General features: G+C 30.7%; 14 protein-coding genes (1 of these 14 running past the window's edge). 7 read left to right on the top strand and 7 right to left on the bottom strand.

The window, feature by feature from the left end:
- Positions 1–1,534, top strand: partial view of a mechanosensitive ion channel domain-containing protein gene (locus V9L05_RS19555; RefSeq protein ID WP_338813587.1) — the 3' portion only. Its footprint begins 359 nt before the window's first position; the window shows 1,534 of its 1,893 coding nt (coding positions 360–1,893); its start codon lies beyond the left edge, outside the window; it ends in the stop codon at positions 1,532–1,534.
- Between the two features lie 21 nt (positions 1,535–1,555).
- Here V9L05_RS19555 and V9L05_RS19550 read toward each other — a convergent pair whose 3' ends face one another.
- The 4 genes from V9L05_RS19550 to V9L05_RS19535 all read right to left on the bottom strand — a co-directional run bounded on the left by V9L05_RS19550 (position 1,556) and on the right by V9L05_RS19535 (position 8,472).
- Complete coding sequence (locus V9L05_RS19550; RefSeq protein ID WP_338813585.1) at positions 1,556–2,506, bottom strand: alpha/beta fold hydrolase; 951 nt, start codon at positions 2,504–2,506, stop codon at positions 1,556–1,558.
- 19 nt (positions 2,507–2,525) lie between these two features.
- Positions 2,526–5,318 carry a CHAT domain-containing tetratricopeptide repeat protein gene (locus tag V9L05_RS19545; protein WP_338813584.1) on the bottom strand — a complete coding sequence of 931 codons (2,793 nt, stop codon included), beginning with the start codon at positions 5,316–5,318 and terminating at the stop codon, positions 2,526–2,528.
- Between the two features lie 199 nt (positions 5,319–5,517).
- On the bottom strand, positions 5,518–7,041 hold the full coding sequence (locus V9L05_RS19540; protein ID WP_338791753.1) for a tetratricopeptide repeat protein: 1,524 nt from the start codon (positions 7,039–7,041) through the stop codon (positions 5,518–5,520).
- Positions 7,042–7,305: 264 nt separating this feature from the next.
- Entirely contained in the window at positions 7,306–8,472 is a 1,167-nt protein-coding gene (locus tag V9L05_RS19535) for a tetratricopeptide repeat protein (RefSeq protein WP_338813583.1), read from the bottom strand.
- A gap of 399 nt (positions 8,473–8,871) precedes the next feature.
- On the opposite strand from V9L05_RS19535, the gene gldF reads away from it, so the two are divergent.
- The 4 genes from gldF (at position 8,872) to V9L05_RS19515 (ending at position 14,600) form a co-directional block, all read left to right on the top strand.
- Positions 8,872–9,600, top strand: coding sequence for a gliding motility-associated ABC transporter permease subunit GldF (gene gldF, locus V9L05_RS19530; RefSeq protein ID WP_338813582.1), 729 nt, complete (start codon positions 8,872–8,874; stop codon positions 9,598–9,600).
- 94 nt (positions 9,601–9,694) lie between these two features.
- The gene (locus tag V9L05_RS19525) at positions 9,695–10,123 is read left to right on the top strand and encodes a hypothetical protein (RefSeq protein ID WP_338813580.1); all 429 of its coding nucleotides are present in this window, start codon (positions 9,695–9,697) and stop codon (positions 10,121–10,123) included.
- 91 nt (positions 10,124–10,214) lie between these two features.
- Complete coding sequence (locus V9L05_RS19520; RefSeq protein WP_338791757.1) at positions 10,215–10,502, top strand: hypothetical protein; 288 nt, start codon at positions 10,215–10,217, stop codon at positions 10,500–10,502.
- 177 nt (positions 10,503–10,679) lie between these two features.
- A complete protein-coding gene (locus V9L05_RS19515) occupies positions 10,680–14,600 on the top strand; it encodes a transglutaminase domain-containing protein (protein ID WP_338813579.1) in 3,921 nt (1,306 codons plus the stop codon).
- Between the two features lie 278 nt (positions 14,601–14,878).
- On the opposite strand, the gene ligA is transcribed toward V9L05_RS19515, so the two are convergent.
- The 3 genes from ligA to V9L05_RS19500 all read right to left on the bottom strand — a co-directional run bounded on the left by ligA (position 14,879) and on the right by V9L05_RS19500 (position 18,345).
- A complete protein-coding gene (ligA, locus tag V9L05_RS19510; RefSeq protein WP_338813577.1) occupies positions 14,879–16,945 on the bottom strand; it encodes an NAD-dependent DNA ligase LigA in 2,067 nt (688 codons plus the stop codon).
- 94 nt (positions 16,946–17,039) lie between these two features.
- On the bottom strand, positions 17,040–17,489 hold the full coding sequence (locus V9L05_RS19505; protein ID WP_338813576.1) for a hypothetical protein: 450 nt from the start codon (positions 17,487–17,489) through the stop codon (positions 17,040–17,042).
- Between the two features lie 73 nt (positions 17,490–17,562).
- Positions 17,563–18,345 (bottom strand): hypothetical protein, encoded by a 783-nt coding sequence (locus tag V9L05_RS19500; protein ID WP_338813575.1) that lies wholly within the window; start codon positions 18,343–18,345, stop codon positions 17,563–17,565.
- Between the two features lie 111 nt (positions 18,346–18,456).
- On the opposite strand from V9L05_RS19500, the gene V9L05_RS19495 reads away from it, so the two are divergent.
- A complete protein-coding gene (locus V9L05_RS19495) occupies positions 18,457–18,960 on the top strand; it encodes a CAP domain-containing protein (protein ID WP_338813573.1) in 504 nt (167 codons plus the stop codon).
- 257 nt (positions 18,961–19,217) lie between these two features.
- A complete protein-coding gene (locus V9L05_RS19490) occupies positions 19,218–19,718 on the top strand; it encodes a CIA30 family protein (protein WP_338813572.1) in 501 nt (166 codons plus the stop codon).
- Positions 19,719–19,771 lie beyond the last annotated feature (53 nt).

Here is a 19,771-nt window from a genome sequence, read left to right as displayed (position 1 = left end):
TCATGCTTTAAATCTAAACTTGCTTCCACAGAAAATTCGCAAAGAAAAAGCCAGTGTACTTGCAGAAAAGCTCTGTTATGTAATCAATAAGAGGGTAAATATAAATTGGGACAATTTGCCAGATAGACCTGATGGGCAAGTCAATCAAAGTAGTGTAGGAAATAAATCTATTGCAGGAAAAGCACAGAAAAGTATTCGTTTTGGCTCTCTCAATTTAGAAGGAAGAACTATCTCTCTGCGTTTAGACCGTGTAAAAGTAAAAGATGAATCTCCTGTTTGGGTAATTTCTGCTAATACAGTTGAAAATATTGAACTTTTATATGATGCTAATGCTCCCTCTAAATTAAACCGTCTTATTCCAGAGTGGGGAGAGTTTGAGTTTTTGGGTATTCAAGTTTGGAAAATAATAGGGTTAATAATCTTTGCTATTGCTTGTTATTTTCTTGGAAAACTGATTGCTTATATTATAAACTGGTTTGTACGTAAATCTGACAAACATTGGGTAGATGAAATAGGAGATAAAATAGCTACTCCGATTGCTCTAGCGATAGGTGTTTTGACTTTTTACTTTGTAATGAATAAGTTTCTTTCTATTTCAGGTTCTTTCTCGCCCATTTTTTATGCAATCATGTTAGTTATTGTGATTGGTGCTTTTACTTGGCTTATTTTGAGAGTAATTGAATATGTAATAGATAGAATTGCAGAAACACAAGTAGGTGATATTTCAGAGGAAGAAAATTTGGATTCTAGACGTTATTTGACTCATATTTCAGTTGCTCGTAGGGTCTTTACTTTTATTATTATTATTGTAGGAGTAGGACTAGTTCTTTCTCAATTCGAATTTCTTCAAAATTTAGGTATTTCTCTAATGGCTTCTGCTGGTGTAGCTACTGTTGTTTTGGGTATTGCAGCACAGAGTACACTCGGGAATATTATTGCAGGAATGCAGATTGCTATTACAAAACCAGCCCGAATAGGAGATACTATTTATTTTGAAAATCAATATGGAACAGTAGAAGATATTCGTTTTACCTATCTAATTATTAAAACGTGGGACGAAAGAAGAGTAGTTGTTCCTTTAAAACACTTTATAACAGAACCTTTTGAAAATTGGTCTATGAATGATGCTCATCTTATGAAGCCAATAATGATTTATGCAGATTATAATATTAATGTAGAAAATATAAGAACAAAATTTTCAGAATTGCTGAAAGAGTCTGACAATTATGATGAAAAACAACCACCAAAATTACAAGTCGTTGGAAGTTCGAAAGAAGGAATTGAAATGCGTGCTTTATGTAGTGCAAAAGATCCTTCAACAGCTTGGGATTTGCATTGTGATATTCGTGAAAAGCTAATGAAATATATTGCAGAACTAGAAAATGGAATTTATTTATCTAAAGAAAGAATTCTTATTCAAGAAAATGACAACATTCAAGAGTCTAAAGATAAGTCTGAGGTAAATCCTAAAACGGCTACTAATGGAGTTTTGAAAAAAGATGAAGAAGAATTTGAAGAGAAAGAGGAAAAATAGGTTTATTTAAAAAGCTATTTTTTATAAAAAATTTAAAATAGCTTTTTTCCAAACATTTGGTTCTGCCATAACATAGGATTCGTGTCCTGCATTTATCCAAACTAATTCTTTTTTATCATTTTTAGTAGCTAGATTTTCATATATTTTATCTATTTCCCAGTTCTTTACTCGTAAATCATTTTTCCCTCCTATCAGTAAAGTTGGAGTAATTACTTTTTTAGAATAATGTTGGGGATTATGAGTAAATGCCCAAAAACCGTGTTGTAGTCCTCCCCAAAACATCAACCATTCAGCTAATCCTTTTGAAGGAACTCCCATCACTTCAAAACGACCTTTTACTGTTTGTTTCATCGTTGCAAACGGACATTCTAAAATTAATTTATTTGCTTTGAGCTGATAAACAGCTATTGCTCTCAAAATTGAAGCTGCTCCCATTGATGAACCATACAAAATAACATTTTCTGTATTTTGATTCTTTTTTATATAATCAAAGGTTGCTTTCACATCGTCGGCCTCGTGATAACCCAATGAAATTTCTTGTCCTTCTGAACCTCCGTGTCCTACAAAGTCTACTAGCAGCGTAGAATAACCGATTTGTCTGAAATAATCAGCTTCCAACTCATAAGATGACTTACAACCTCCATAACCATGAAAAAGAATGACTGTTCCTTTTGAATTTTCAACTTTATCATACCAACACTCTAAATTATATTCATTTTTTCGTGTGGGAACAAGAATAGTTTCTCTTGTAGAAGTAGTAAAAGGAGAAGTGATATTTTGAGATTTAGGCAAGGAAATTCCTCCTAAAAGTATTTTGAGTTTTTGAGAAAACGACAAACTCTCTGGAGAAAGTGAACGCTCACCATCTTTAACATGCGTAAAATGATAAGCATGTTTATAAACCATTACATTAGCAGCTACAAAGCCTCCCAAGAGCGTCCAAAAAATTGTCTTTTTAGTGTTTTTGTTCATCAAAATGAGTTCAAATAATTTATTTACCAATCAGAATAAAGGCAGCCCAATAGTAAGGAGCAGCAAATTTTTCACTTTCCAATAATGACAATTTAGCTTTTTGAAGAGACTTAGAATAATCTATTTTTTGAAAAGACGAAGTTGAAGATGTATTTGTTTTTAAATTTTCTAAATTACTTTCATAAAAAGCAGTAGCTAATTTGTTGGTAGCTTCATCACTTACTTGCCAAAGCGAAACGTTAAGGTTTTTAGCTCCTGCATAAAACCATGCTCTTGTAAGTCCTACAATTCCTTCTCCTTTCGAAGTTTTTCCTAAACCTGTCTCACAGGCTGACATCATCACCAACTCTGCACCTACTTCTAAAGCATAAATATCAGAAGCAAAAAGACTTCCTGTACTTCCATCAGCATTAGTTAGAAATATTTGAGATAAATCTGGATTTTCTTCATTTACCTTTCCGTGTGTAGCCAAATGAATGAATCGATAATTTTTTAAGGAGTCGGAAAATAAAATTGATTTATCAGCTTTTTCGTAAGTATGAAGGGAAGTAGAAATATTTTTTTGATTAAAAATAGAATTAATCTGTTTTATTTCCTCTGCTGTACCGTTCAAATTTGGAAGTGCATTGCTTTGAAAATTAATAGGAGCAAAAAGAAAAATTGATGGGTTGGTAGATTGATTAATTTCACTTTCTTCTATAAAAAGAGTTGCTGAATAGCTATAACTAACCTTATGCTTTTTGATAAGAAAAGGTAATTTAGAGTAATCTTCACTTTCTATATTTGTATTTTTGTCTGTAATTTGTTCTGTAAACAACGCTTCAAAAGGAATTTTGCCCATATTTCCTTCTGGAATAATAACTACTTTTTGAATCATGGAAGGAATATCAAAAAATAAAAGTTGATTACTTAGTAAAGAAGAAGACTCTATAAAATCGCCGTAGCTTTGGAATTCAATGCTATTTCTAAAATAAATCAAATCACTTTCTAAATCCTTTTCAGCAATTGTGTTTACTTCTAGTTTATTTTTGGTAATAAGAAAGGCATAAATTTGTGGATTGTTTCCTTGATTATAGGTTTGAGCATATAATAATAAAGCTGTTTTTTCATCTAGTTTTTCTTGAATTTTTGCAACATCAGCTATTTGTGTATTATATTTTAAAGAAAAATAATTTGGATATTGCTTTTCTAAAAGACTTGTAAATTCTTTGGCTTGGCTTTGATAATAAATAAGCTGTGAACGCAAATGAAGCAAAACAGAATCTTTAACTGTATTATCTGAGATAGGATAAGTTTGAATTTGCTGCTCAAAATAAGTGATTTGAGTCTGAATATCTTGTTCTTTTTCTAAAAGTGAATCTGGAATTCCTGCAAAATGTTTGGCTTTTGTATCAGCAATAGCAGCTAACAAAACAGAGGCTTTATTTCTTTCAGCAAAATAAAAAGCCTGTTCTTTATATTTTTGTTTTTGTAAAGGAAACTCGCTAATTGTATACGAAATTCGCAAACCTGTTTTATAAATTTCTGTTGCACGGTTTCCTAATGCAATTTTATCTTGTTTGTTGGTTCTAAGATTACGAATAGTCGAAATAAGTTCATCAGCTACTAATAAAGTTTCAATAGCATCTTTCAAATCATTTAATAAAAGTGTCTTTTCATTGTATTTTCGTTCTAAAGAGCGAGCTTTCAAAGAAAGAGAAAGCAATAAAACATCAGCATTTAGATAATCGGTTGGAAGAGGATTTTCATCTATTTTTTTTGATTGAAATTGTAATGTATTTGCTTGAATAGCTTTTTGATAAAAGTGTAATGCTTTTGAAAATTTTTCTTTGGCTTCATAAATTGTTCCTAATTGATTATAAACTGTAGCAATATCTGGATGTTTTTGTCCATAATTATTTTGATAAATTTTGAGTGCCTGCATTTCATAGTCCTCTGCTTGCTCAAAATAATTTTGCAAAAAAGAATTTTGACCTAAATTATTCATTACAAATGCTTTAGCAAGTTCATTATGAGAGTTTTCAAAAGAATTCAATGCTTTTTTAAAATAATCTTCTGCCAAAACATAACTTTCTTGTTCTCTCAAAATTATTCCCAAATTAATCCATGTATAGGCTAGTTTATTATTTAATTCTTTGCTGGTAGGATTTTCTTTTTGAAGTTTATCATAAATATACTGACTCATTTTGTAGTACTCTTTTGCATTTTCAGGAAGCTGGCTGGTAAGAATCAAACCAAAGTTATTGTAAGCATCTGCTACTTCTTCTGTATTTTCACCTATTCTATTTTGTGCTATCAGAACTGACTGTTCGGCAAAAGAACGTGCTCTCGTCAAATTCCCAGATTGCCAAAGTGCAATACTCATACTTTTATTAAGTTGTAGAGCTTGCTTTGCAGACAAACTCTCAGTATTATTTAATTTTTGAGAATTTGTATAGGCTTCTTCAAAAAATTCTAGCGCTTTACTTATATCTCCTTCATACAATGCAAATTCACCTTTTGTATGGGTGGCTTGAATAGCCAAAGTAGGTTGTTGTTGATAAACAGATTTTGGAATCTCATTTAACTTTGAGAGCCGTTTTTTAGCTTTATCAATATTTCCATTTTGAATATAAAAACGAACTAACTCAGCGTGTGTATCTAAAAATTCTTTCCAAGAATTGGACTCCTGATATGTTATTAGATTATTTTCCAGACTTGAAATTACGTTTTGTGTAGAATCTATTGTAGTAATTTGAGCAAAAAGGTTATTTGAAAATACTATTCCTGTTGAAAGGAGTAAAGAAAACACAAAAGAAAGAGCTAATTTCATAAGTTAAGTTATTTTTCAATTTATAATAATCTTTTTCTAAGATAAAAGTAATAATTTCTATACTAATTACTATTTACTCTAAATAAACAGAATAGTTTGTAAAACTAGCAAAATACTTTATTATTTTATTAAATTAATTATAAAAAAAGTCATTCAAATTAAATTGAATGACTTTTTGAAATTTTTAAATTATATTTTCTTATTCTTCTATTTCTTCCTCCATCACTTCCTCATTTTCATCATTGAGACCTTCTTCTGCTGCTGTATTTGGATCTTCTACCGAAATACTAGCAATTTCGTACTTGGAAGCAGGACTAAATGCTGGACTCAAAATAGCAGCTTTCTTGAGATTTTTAACAGATAAAGCATATTGTTTACCTCTATGTTGGAAAATACCCAACGCAAAAGCAGCCATAGCACGAGCGTTTCTATTAATTTGAGGTGTACTACTAATTGCCAAAAGCAATGATTCAGCTTCGACATCATCACCTACTTTTTGTAAGGCAAGAGCTTGATAGAATAAAACCAATGGGTTTTTAGGGTTAAAAGCAGAGTATTGACGAGAATATTCTAAAGCATCATCATAATTAGCAACTTCTAAATATGTTTTGGTAAGTTTGAAATACACCTCTAACTTTTGAGAAGTATTAAGCATGAATTTTCTTGGATCTTGATCTCCTTCTAACTTACCTGTACGTGCTTTTTCATCCATTTCTAAACGAAAATTTAGTTTTTGTATCAAAGTATCTTTTGCAGCTTTATCTTCGATATAAACTTTCAATTCTTGTGCATCTGGAAAAGGATCTTTCATCGCAATTACTTTTTCTAAAAGAATTTTTGCATCATTAAACTCATATACTTTTGAATAGCCATCAGCTACTTTCATCAAAAACTCTGGACTAAACTCTTTAGAACGAGCTGAAAACTGACTTCCTTTTGTAATTTTGCTAAAAGCTCTCTCTGCCTCGGCATAATTACCTAATTGAAAATGAGTATAACCTAATTCATAGAAATCTTTATCATAACCAATTCCTGTTTCACCTCCTGTAATATCCATGAGTTGACTCATTAGGTCAAGAGCTTTTTCATGATTACCTATTGTATTCTCATAACGAGCTTGTAAATAAAATAAATCAGGCATCCCTGGAAATAATTCGTTTGCACTTTTTATATATTTTCCTGCTCCTTCTATATTTCCTGTACGAAAAAGAAGATCAATAGTACGGAACTGATAAGCAAACTTTTCTCCGTCATCTTCTGCAAGAGCTATAATTTTCTCATACATACTAACTGCTTTATCATAATCCTTTTTTTGCTTATATGTATTAGCAAGCATTTCATAAGCAGGGATATAATTTTCTTTTCTCTCTAAAACAGATTGAAAACAAGTTTCGGCTGCTGGATAATTACGACCTTCATAATAACACATACATTTATTGTACAGATATTCTAAATTATTAGGTTCTTTAGCAATCGCTTTGTCATAGAAAGGAATCGCTTGTGGAAATTTTTGAGTCATACGCAATTGTTCGGCTACAACATACTCATCTAATCCTTCCCCTTTATTAGAACGAGGCAAAGTATGTGTTTCATCCACATCAGTAGTATCTGTTTCGTCTTGTGCTTCTACAACACTAACTGAAATAAAGAAAAAACTACATAAAATAGCTAAAAATAAACAGCCTTTTGACAGCTTGTTTGGGGTTTGTTTGAGTGTTTTCATAAAAGTTAAATTTGGTTTCTTTGATTTTTATATATCGTTTTATTTTGTACTACTTCATTTATATAAAAAATAGTCATTATTATAATGGTAATGAATTCTATACCAGTATAGACAAAAACTTTACCTAATTAGTTTACAGTGTGATTTAGTACAAACACATTTAAAAAAATTAATATACACAAATATAAGAAAAGGCTTTTCGAAAACATCGAAAAGCCTTTACAAAAGTATTTATTTATTCTTATTTTTCTTTTCTAGTATTTTTTATTCTTGTGGTTCGATTTTGACCACAAAAGGAGTAGAAAGTCTATTTTTATTATCTTTGAAGCGCACGTATAAAGTCTTTGTATTTGAGCGTAACTTTTCTTCTGTCATAAGTGCTGGCTCATAGGTGTTCCATTTGCTACCTTTAAATTCTTCTGTATCTGAAACCATATATTCTGTTGCACCTACTGCATAAATACGCATTTGTGCAGTACCTTCTTCTATTTTCGCAGGATTAACTGATACACCAACAGCAAGAGGCTGACGATCTAATGTATCTGTCATACTTGCCCAAGAATACATAACTAAATTATTTACCATAGAATAAGTAGCACTTTTAAGGTTTTCTCCTTTTTCCATAGTACGCAAATACTGAATGTAGTTTTCCACAGCATCTTCATGTTTGCCCAACACTTGATATACATCTCCTAATGTATATAAAATACTTGCTACTTCTGGGTTTTCTAACCCTACTGCTTCAATAGTTTGTAGAGATAGCTCTTCTGCCTCTACATAATTACCAATGTTTAGGTTGAGTTGAATCTGGCTTCCTAAGGCATCTAAATATTCTTTTGACTGAGTACCTTCTGCTTTTACTACTTGATCAATATACATATTCAAATATTTTTGAGCACTTTCATAATCATATTGTTGCTCATAATGTTTGGCCAAAAACTTTTGATATTTAGAGTCTCCTGCTTTGGCTTTTTTTGTAGCTTCTTCTAAGTTAGAAAGTAATACATTTTCAAAATATAAATCAGATTCACTACGGTCTCCTTCTTGAAGATTAATTACTTCTGTTCCTTCAGGAAGAGCTTCAAAAACTAAATGAAAATATTGTACACTCATCATTTTACATTGAATTACACCTGGTTCTGCTGCTGTAATTCTTAATAATGGATATTTTGTATCATCAACCATCATCTTAAAGGCATGAATAGACCCTTTTTCGTGTAAAGTATATTCTAAACCTTCATAACAAGTCAATTCCATCTGAAAGACAGTGCTATCTGATGAGGTTTCGATTTTAGAAATTGTAATATATTCGCTGTTTGTACCTGCAACAATAGGGGTTTCTATTGTTTTTTGTGCAGAAACAAAAGGCACTATTGCAGTAGTAGCAATGAGAGTAAAACTTAAGGCGAAATAGCGTAAAATATTATTCATAAAAAAGGCGTGTAAAATACTGTAAAAGTGTATTAGTTTTGAGAGAGTAGAATGATAATGTTTAACTTAGATTAAAATCTAATCATAAAACAAATATAAGATACTAAAATTTCAATTAAAAGTAATGTTTTGAGAATGGTTCTAATAAAGAGTAGAAAAGTTTTCTCGTTCAATTAACAAGATAATCGTTTAGTTGCAAATTGGCAAACATTAAGCCATTATTTATTTGCTAATTTGCTTTTATATAAAAGTAGTAGCGTCTTAGCAATTAAAAATGTAGTTTGGTTTTTATTATCTTTGTTAGATTTTGGGATTCAATTTCGAATCTAAGCTACTCTTAATCCCAACAGTTGTTTTGACTTTATCATTGTACAAAAAATAAATACAGAAAATCCGTTTATGTTTAATTTATTCTTAAAAGAAATACGCTCTTTTTTTAGCTCATTAATTGGCTACATTGTACTAATTATTTTTTTGGTAGCCATGGGACTTTTTGTGTGGGTTTTTCCTCAGACAAGTATTTTAGAATATGGCTTTGCTGATTTATATCCACTTTTTTCGGTTGCACCTTATATTTTTTTGTTTCTGATTCCTGCCATTACAATGCGCTGTTTTGCAGAAGAAAAACGTGCAGGAACAATGGAACTGCTCTTTACTCGTCCTATTTCTGACTGGGAAATTATCTTAGGAAAATATTTAGCTGCTTGGGTTTTGGTTTTGTTTGCACTTCTTCCTACATTGATTTATTATTATAGTGTTTATCAGCTTGGAAATCCTGTCGGAAACTTAGATAGTGCTGCTTTTGCAGGTTCTTTTATAGGACTTATTTTATTGGGTGCAGTTTTTACAGCAATTGGCGTTTTCGCTTCTTCGCTTACCGAAAATCAAATTGTAGCTTTTATTATTGCTGTATTTCTGTGTTTCTTTTTATATGAAGGTTTTACGTCGCTTTCTGGTCTGAATGTTTGGTCTGATACAGCTTATTTTATTAGTCAGTTGGGTATAGACTTTCATTATCAGTCACTTAGCAAAGGATTAATAGATTCTCGTAACTTGTTATATTTCTTTTCGTTGATTATCTTAATGCTTGGTTCTACACAACTAGTTTTGAGTAGCCGAAAATGGTAAAGTTCAGTTATCAGTAAGTAGTAATCAGTTACCAGTTTTATGAAAATGAAATAATCAGTGTAGGGAAAATGGCTTGCCTTTTCCTGTATTTGTTATGATTGATGATGAAAAAGTTAAATTAAAAAACCAAATTATGAGTTACGAAATTATTTTAATAAGTGATGAAGAAAAAATAGATTTCTGTAAATATTATCCTCAATTAAGATTAGATGAAGAACAAAACTTTTACATTTCAACTAGAAATAAATTTTTAAATATTTTTGCTGCTGATGCTAAAATAGAAGATTTTTATTCAAAAGAAGAATTGACTGCTGTGAAAAGTATTTTAAATAAAACGTATTATTATTTAATTGATAGCAACTCATTTGAATTAGTAAAAGTTTTTTTTGGAAGCATTCCTGAAAACTTAAACTTTATTATAGACAATGACCATGGAGGATTAATGAGAAGGGAAAGAATATTAAAATTAAAAAGTTTTCATGAGTTTATAGCAATAGAAGAAAATGAAATATCTGCCAGTTAAATAACCTTTAACTTTTGTCGGTATCCCACCAACGATTTTGTACTCTAAAAATCTTTTAACTCACCATTCATAATTCACCATTCAATAAATTATGCTCCGTTTCATTGATTACGTATTTTTTCTTACCACTTACAAAGAAGCAGGTTCTATCAACCGAGTTGAAGATGTGAGTTATGTTATTCAAGGTTATTTGATGGCAATGCAAGACGAAAAATTGAACGAATTTATGTTCAATTTTAGTTCTTTTATGTGTGCAAAACTAGGGATTGGCGATAGAATAGAATGGAGTAAAGTTATTCGTTTCAATGCCCATTCTGATATTCATTCTTTAGAGCTTTTTGAAAACTTTTTTAGAGATTATGTAAATAGTGTAAATTAAAAACACCAAATTAACTTTGAGAAGACAAACTCACCAAAAATAATATAATTTTTGTTACTAAATTGCGTATCTATTATTTTATAGAACAAAATCATACATTATATTTTTTACAATACAGACAAACAATCACTACAAAATCAATTATCATTTTATTATATCTTTATGCAAAATAAATCTATGAAAAAAATAATCTTCTTACTCTTAACAGTAAGTTTTATTTTACCTACTTATTCCCAAGCACAAAATAAAACAGGTTGGGAGTTTATACAACAAAATGACCATCAAAAAGCTCGTCAAGCCTTCCAACAGACACTAGAAAAAGATAGCACTGATGCAGAAGCCAACAAAGGAATGATTTTTCTTTCAGAAGTAGAAGGAGACACACAAGGATATTATTTGCACCTCAATAGATTGATGCGTCATCATTGGGATGAAAATTATTATGATGTTTTTAAAAGACAAATTTCAATTTCCTATTCTGATTTAAAGAAAAAAATGTATGATAAAAATGGAAATCAAAAAATGTCTTCTCGTTTTTATGTAAGTCCTTCACTTTTTGAAGCCTACAAAGAATTTACAAGAAGAGAATTTGAGAAAAGTAAAGCCTCTTTTGCCAAAATTCATAATCGTTTGTATTGGGCAACAATAAATGGCTTTCCAAATATAAATGGCTACGGCTACACAGTTGAATATCCTGTTGAAAAAGAAGCCTTTAACCCAAACGGTAGCTATAAAATCATTACAGATGAAAAACTATCATGGGAAATATTACCTTATTTTCAATATGATGGTGATATTTATCTTGACCAAACAGAAGGAGTACATTATGCCAATACTTTTTTTAGTGTAGACAAAGAACAAGAAATTGATTTTCGTATTACTCGTTCCTATCCAATCAAAATTTGGTTAGATGGAAAAGAAATTTTTGCTTCTCCAAAAACAATTTCAGCACATTATGATGCCGAACGCATTTCTATGAAATTACCTGCTGGAAATCACAGAATTTTGATAAAATATGCTGTAGCAAGATATTTTAAAGGAGGTTCAGGTTCTTCTGAATTAGACTTTGATGGCATGAAAAGTATAGATTACAACTATGAGGCAGAAGAGGAAGATGATAAAAACAAGAAAAGCACTATCGAAAGACTAGAAGAAGAAGAAGATAATTATTATCCATATTATCAAAGAAATCTTTTTATTCGTTTGACAGACAAAAATGGCATCGCTATTCCGTTACAGGCTTATAAAGACCCAGTTACCTATTCGGTAGCAACAAATTTTGAAAACTCTACAACAACAAGTTTAGAAACATTAGAATACTTCAAAAATTTAGTAACTAAAAATGATAGTGAAAATATAAATTCATTTTTTGATTATTATATGTTGATTCAGTCTCATTTATATTATTCAAGAGGAGAAGAGTTAGAAGAGTTTTTTGCTAAAAAAGTAGAGCAAAATCCAAATTCAGTTTATTTCAAATATTTGGCTGCAAAAGTCTATAATGAAAATAACAAGACGGAAAAGAGTTTTGATTTAATGGGAACATTTGACCAACAAAAAACACCTATTTTCACCCTTCTTTACAAAGATTTGAAAGAAATTGATGCAGAAAATCAAAGCGAAGAATACGAAGAAAAATTAGATCAACTAGACCAAATTAGTCGTTCTAACTTTGATGTCATTCAAAGAAAACTTCGTTTTTATGACCAAAAAGGACGTAAAGATGAGCGAATTGCGTATGCTAAAAAAATGGTAAAAGAATATCCTCTTTACTCTCAAAGTCTGCAAAGATACATTGATGATAAAGACAATCGTCCAGAAGATTATTATCAAAATCAGCAAAAAGACAAAAAAGATGATGACAAAGCTAAAGAGAAAGATTATAAAAAAGCTCTCAAAAAATACTTTGATGTAGGAACTTACAAAAAGCTAATTGCACTCTACAAAAAAGATAAAGAAGTAGAGAAAGTATTAGAGCTTTATGATGAAATGATTGTTGTTAAGCCTAATGAAAGTTGGTTGTTATATCAAAAAGCAAATTACTTGTACTCAAAGGAACGTTATGATGAGGCAATGACAACTATCAAACAAGCGATTCCGATTGACCCAAATTCAGGTGGAATTTATGAAATGATAGGCGATATTCATAGTGATAAAGGTGACAAACAAACTGCTCTTACCTATTATAAAAAAGCGCAACAATTATCAACTAGTCAAAATTCGTATGAATTAGATAATAAAATTGAAAAAATTGAAGGTGAAAAGCAGTATAAAAACAAATTCGAAACTCCTTCTTTTGACGAGTACAAAGCCAACTACGAAAAAGTATCTAAAACGGAGGCTTTCAAAAAAGAATACAAAGATGCCGAATCAATTATTTTAGGTTACAATCGTGATGTAATTTGGAACGATACTGCAAGAGCCACTTATTTTTATAGCAATATTATGATAAAAATATTGACTGAATCGGGTGCAAAACTTTGGACACAATCTAACTTTGACCTCTTAGGCAGAGTTACAAGTGCAAAAGTAATTCGTGAAAATGGCACAGAAACTCGTCCAGATGTACAAGGTTCATTTATTATCTTTAAAAACTTAAAAGTAGGCGATATTATTCAAGTAGAAGGAATGGCAAGTTGGAGTACAGTTTCCGAACTTGGAAATAATTTAGGAATTAGTAGCTACATTCCTTTCCCTGCTCCAATTTTATCAGCTAAATTAGAGTTTTTGATTCCTCAAAATAGAAATCTTTTTTATGAAAGTCATAAATTAGACGGAAAATTAAAAGTCAGTAATCGTGAAGATGGATTAGCTTCTTATCGTTGGGATTACGAAAACATTCCGATTCCGATAGCAGAAAATGCAATGGTTGATGATTTGGAATACTATCCTGTTTTGAGAGTTTCAACAACAGAAGACTGGGGAATTATTGTAGATTGGTACAAAGCCAAAACTTACCAAAAATTAGAATCAAATTATATCATTGATGATATTTTGAAAGATATTATTAAAGATGGAATGACTGACAAACAGAAAATTGAAACTATCTTCAATTACATTTCTCAAAACATCAATTATTCTTCTACAAGTCTTTTGCAGTCGGGTTATATTCCAAAAGATAGCGACCTTACGTGTTCTTCAAAAATTGGAGATTGTAAAGATGTGGCAACCATTATGATTACGATGCTTAGAAAAATAGGTATAGAATCATATTATGTTTTGGTAAAAGTAAACGAAAATACACAACCGTTTATGCCATTAGAAATGGAATTTAATCACGCTATTGTAGCCTATTATTTAGATGGAAAAATAAATTATTCTGACCCAACAACTGATTTTTATCCATACTATTCACTCAATGAAGGTGATACTGAAGCGTGGGCATTGCTTATAAAAGATGGTCAAAACAAAGCATTTCGTTTACCTCCTAATCATACCGATTCTACCAAAACATTTACACAGTATAATGTAACGGCAGCTTTAGATGAATTCAATACACTTGATTTGGAAGTAAAAACCACTTATACAGGTCTTGTAGCTGGAAGATGGCGTTCGACAATGGAATTAGAATCAAAGGATAATTTGCCAAATCATATCATTTCTAGTTTGGGAAGTAGTGCATTTAGAAATCTTGAATTAGATGAATATGATTTTGATAAAGTAGAGAATATTTCTGTTCCTTTAGAAGCAAATTATCAGTTTCATGCTAGAGAATTTACAGACGATGTAACAGGGATTTATTTTATGCGTTTGCCTTTTGTCAAAACGGTTGAAGCTGATGTAGCAATTTATGGAAGTGAGCGAACCAACGCAATGGATATAAAAACATTTACATTTGCACAACCTCATATTCAGCGCATTACTGTAAAAATGAACAAGAATTTTGCTGTCAAAAAATTACCTCAAAATGTAAATTATGATACAAAATTTGGAACTTATACACTCAAATTAAAGCAAACAGCAGAAGGATTATACATTGAGCGTTTTGTTCACTTCAAACAAACTCGTATTGAACCATCTGAATTTAAAGCCTTCAAAGAATTTTATTTGCAACTTTTGAAATACGATAATTTGAAAGTGCTTTTACAGCAAAAATAATTGATAGCGATTTGTCGGTGGTATCGCCATAGCTGTAAGGTTAAAAACTTAGGCTCTTCCGACAATTTAGCGAAATTATAAAAGGGTGTGCGTTCGTTTTAGCTTCGCTGAGGGTTACACCGTTCTCAAAAACAAACGAAATGCTTCCTCAGAAGCGTGATTTAAGCAATATCACGCTTCTGAGGAAGCGTTTTTTTCAGTTCTGAGGAACTGAACACACAATGTTTCGCTAAAAAATCGGAAGAGCCAATTATTTTAGTTTTGCAAAAGCCCAAATTCTAAATCATCTTTAAAAAGTCATCTTCACTAATTACAGCTACACCTGCTTTTTCGGCTTTTTCAATTTTAGAACTTCCTGCTTTGTCGCCAGCCAATAAATAATCTAATTTTTTAGAAACCGAACTTGAAATTTTTCCTCCCAAACCTTTGATTTTTTCTTTTAGTTCTTCTCGCTCAAAATTTTGAAAAGTACCAGAAACTACAAATGTTTTTCCACTCAAAATTCCGTCTGTAATGACTGCTTTTTTCTCTGCTTGCTCAAACTGCAAGCCTGCTTTTCTGAGCCTTTCTATAGTTTCTATATTTTTTGGTTCATCAAAATAGGCTTTTACAGCTTCGGCTATTCGTTCTCCAATTCCAAATACAGCAGATATTTCTTCTTTACTTGCTTTGATGATATTATCAATAGTTGAAAACTCATCAGTTAATATTTCCGAAACTCCTCTTCCAACATATTTAATTCCTAAAGAATACAATACATTTTTAAAAGGTCTTTTTTTAGAATTTTCTATTCCAATAAATACATTATTTACTGATTTTTCTTTAAAATTAGGTAAAGCCAGTAGCTTTTCTTTGTCTAACTCATACAAATCAGCAAATCCCTTAATTATATCAGCATTCAAAAATGTTTGGGCTGTTTTGCTTCCAATACTGTCTATATCCATTCCATTCTTTCCAACAAAATGCTCTATTTTTCCTAAAATCTGTGGAGGACAACCATCTTCATTTGGACAATAATAAGCAGCTTCGCCTTCTTCTCTCACTAATTTAGTTGCACATTCTGGACAGTTTTCTATAAAAATAATCGGTTTTGCATTTTTTTCTCTAAGCTCCAAAACTACTCTAGTTACTTTTGGAATAATCTCACCACTTTTTTCTACAAAAACCGTATCGCCTTCGTGCAAATCTAAACGTTTTATTTCTCCTTCGTTATGCAGAGTAGCACGTTTTACAGTTGTTCCAGAAAGCTGCACAGGCGTAAGATTTGCAACTGGCGTAATTGCTCCCGTTCTACCTACTTGAAACACTACACTTTTGAGTTTTGATTGTGCTTCTTCTGCTTTGTACTTATAGGCAATTGCCCAACGTGGACTTTTTGAGGTAAAACCAAGTTCTTCTCTTTGATTTAAATCATTGATTTTGATAACCACTCCGTCGGTTTCATACGGCAAAGTAAAGCGTTTTTCTTCCCATTCTTTTATAAACTCTAAAACTTCTTGAATTCCATTTGCTTTTTTGTGGAAAGGAGAAACGGCAAAATTCCATTTTTCTAAATTTTCTAAAATACTGGTATGTGAAGTAAAAGATGTTCCGTAGGCATCATACACAAAACAAGAAAGTTTGCGTTTTGCCATTTCCTTCGAATCCTTCATTTTGATTGCGCCAGAAGCTGCATTTCTTGGGTTTTTCAAGAGTAAATCAGGAATTTTTCCTTCCTCCACTTCTTTTTCTTTTGCTCTTTCTACAATTTCTTGATTAAGAACTTCAAATTGAGTTTTGCTCAAATATACTTCTCCTCGTAATTCAAAATCAGTTGGTAAGTCGTTTGAATTTTCTATTTTTAAAGGAATATCACGAATTGTTCTGACATTTGAAGTTACATCATCGCCTTGTGTTCCGTCCCCACGAGTAACGCCCTGCGTAAAAATTCCATTTTCATAACGCAGCGAAATAGCCACACCATCAAATTTGAGTTCACAAACATAAACAGGATTATCAACAGTTTTTCGGATTCGCTCATCAAAATCTAGAAGTTCTTCTTCACTATATGTGTTTGAAAGTGAAAGCATTGGATAGCGATGAACTACCGTTTCAAAATTACTTGTAATATCTCCACCCACACGCAAAGTAGGCGAATCTTGACGCTTAAATTGTGGATTTTCTTCTTCTAATTTTTTTAATTCTTCTAATAATTTATCAAATTCAAAATCAGAAATTTCTGAAATATCATTTTGATAATATTGAGTATTGTAATGATTGAGCTTTTCAACAAGGAAATTTATTCTGTCTTCTATAAGTAACAAATCCATATATTCTAGTGTAGGTATTTTTGGGAAATTTGGCAATAAATAGACAACGTAGGTCAAAACATACGTTATCATTGCTCACTCTAAAGAGTAAGACATATTTTCCCAAATTTACGATTTTTTTATTGCTTTTTTACTGATTTAGAAGCCATTTTTCGCCTTCTTCTAATTTTTTAAAAAAAGATATATGAATTGTTTTATAAATTTTCTGAACTGAAGAGGTGATGAGAGAAGTTGTCATTTTTTGAAATAAATTTTGAGATTCTAATAATGCCAAATAACATTCTCTTTCTTTGAGTTCTCTTCCATAACGAGGGACATAATTTGTTACAAACCAAGCTCTTGATTGAGGTGGGTCATATTCCAATTTTAAATAGTCAAAAATAGCGTGGCTATAATTTCCATCTTTGAACAATTCTAAATAGGTTTCGAAACCTTCTCTGTGTTCTTCAACAGTCAGTCGTCCGATTAGATAGAGTTTCAATACTTTTTGTTGTTTTGCTTCTTGACTTTCTGATGTAGTCTTGTCTGTTAGTATAACTTCTTCAATTAAAAATGTTTTGCGAGTATTTTGATAGAGCATAAATTTTGATTTAGAAAAGGGAAAAAGGGATATCTGATTTAAAACTTCTTTTTTTTGAAAAAGGTTTTATAACTCAATTATACTCTTTCAAAAACCAGTCTATTTCATTGATGTTTTGATATTCTTTTGGTAAAAAATCTAAGATTTCTCCTTGACTATGTTTAGGTAAATGAATTTCTTTTTTAGTGCGAATGAATTTTTTAAAATCACTTTCTTTCGTTCTGTAAATGTATTCTACTGTATCTAGTTTTGTTCCACTCCATTTATATTTATACAAACCTACTTCTGGAAAATAACCATATCCCAAACCACGAACTATTTTTTCTTTTGGGCTAAAAGTAGGATTGATAAAATTGTATTTTACAAAATTCTTGTCTTTATAAAGAAACACAATTTTGCTTTGTCTTGGACAGCAGCCAGAAGAAGGAGAATAAGGAATAACAAAGTCTATGTTTTCATCTCCATTAATTTCCATAAAAATAGGTTGTTCTCCATGATTAGTATATTCTTCTACTAGCAGTTTAAAACTATCAGATTCTTTCAAATATACTCTATAATATTTGTCATCAGATAGTTTATGGTACTCACAAGTTAAAATCAAAAACTTATCATTTTTATTGAAAAAAGCACCATAATCTATATTGACTTTTATAGAATTATAATTACCTTTTTCTAAATCATCTTCAAAATAATAAGTAAAGTGAGGTTTGTCTTTTTTTTGTTTTGCAAAATCTAAAGCTTTCTCAAAAGCTTTTTCTACTTCTTTTGGTAAGCCTGAATTTTGTTGTAAAGACTTAAAAGAAGCAATAAGCAGAAAAATAGAAAAGACTATTAAAAATGATAAGATATTTTTCATAAGGATAAATAAAATCAGAAGATTATTCAATCATACTACAATTTTAATTTTTAGGCAAACTATTTGCCTTTTTTGTCTAAAAAACATCTAAAATTCAAACTATATTCTATTATGAATCATCAAAATTTCAAGTTTTATTCTCTTTTTGCTTTTCTCTTATTTGGTGCTTTTGGCTGTCAAAATCAAGAGGAGGAAATAGCACCAAATCAAGATAATTTTAATGTAGATGCCCAAGAGCTAGTAAAACTAGTAAATGAATACAGAACACAGGGTTGTACGTGTGGAAATGAACAAATGCCACCTGTAGGAATAATTACTTGGAATGAAACACTTGCCAAAACGGCTTATCTTCATAGCAAAGATATGAATGATAAAAACTATTTTTCACACACAGGAAAAGATGGTTCAAGTGCAGGAGAAAGACTAGAAAGACAAGGTTATGATTGGAGAACTTATGGAGAAAATATTGCAGAAGGTTACACCACCGAAAAATCAGTTATTGAAGGATGGATAGATAGTGAAGGACATTGTAGAAATATCATGAATCCAAATTTTCAAGAAATGGGTTTGGGTAGAGAAAGCAATTATTGGACACAAGTTTTTGGAGCGCAATAATGATGATAGGATATGGAATTTAGGAAATGGAGATGATAAATTAGAAACAAATATAGAAATTACGCACTCTAATATTACGTAAGGTTTGTTTTGATAGTTTGATATGTGATTTTGTTTTTAAATTGATACCAATTTTTATATATTTTAGTTGTTACATATTCTTCTAGTGTTACTGTACCCTAATAGGGTTTTAACCCTGTTTTATAGATAGCTAAAAATGTAAATTTATTTTTTAGTCTTCTAAAAATAATCTATTTATGAAAAACCCACTTCTTATTTTTGATTTTAAGGAAAATGCTAATATTTCCAACTGGAAAATTGTTGATGATGTAGTAATGGGTGGTAATTCAAATGGAAATTTTTATCTTAATAAAGCAGGAAATGGTATTTTTGAGGGAAAAATTTCTTTAGAAAATAATGGAGGGTTTTCTTCGCTTCGTTATACATTTGATAGAGAAAAAATAGCAGGTTATAAAAAAGTAAATATTCATCTAAAAGGAGATAAAAAACGCTATCAGTTTAGAGTAAAATCTAATGGAAGCGAAAAATACTCGTATATTTCTTACTTTAAACCAACTGGAGAATGGGAAACTATTGTACTTGATTTATCAGATATGATTCCTGCTTTTAGAGGAAAACGACTTACAGAACTACCCAATTATCAAGCAGAAGAGTTAGCAGAAATCAGATTTCTGATTGGAAACAAAAAAGAACAAAATTTTAAGTTAGAAATAGATAAAATAGAATTGGTTGAGTAAAAAATGTTTTGCAACGATTTAGAAATAGATAACGTCTTGAATAAAAGGGTTAA

The sequence above is a fragment of the Bernardetia sp. Wsw4-3y2 genome, assembly GCF_037126295.1.
Lineage (GTDB): Bacteria > Bacteroidota > Bacteroidia > Cytophagales > Bernardetiaceae > Bernardetia.
This window is presented reverse-complemented; position numbering and strand designations above follow the sequence as displayed.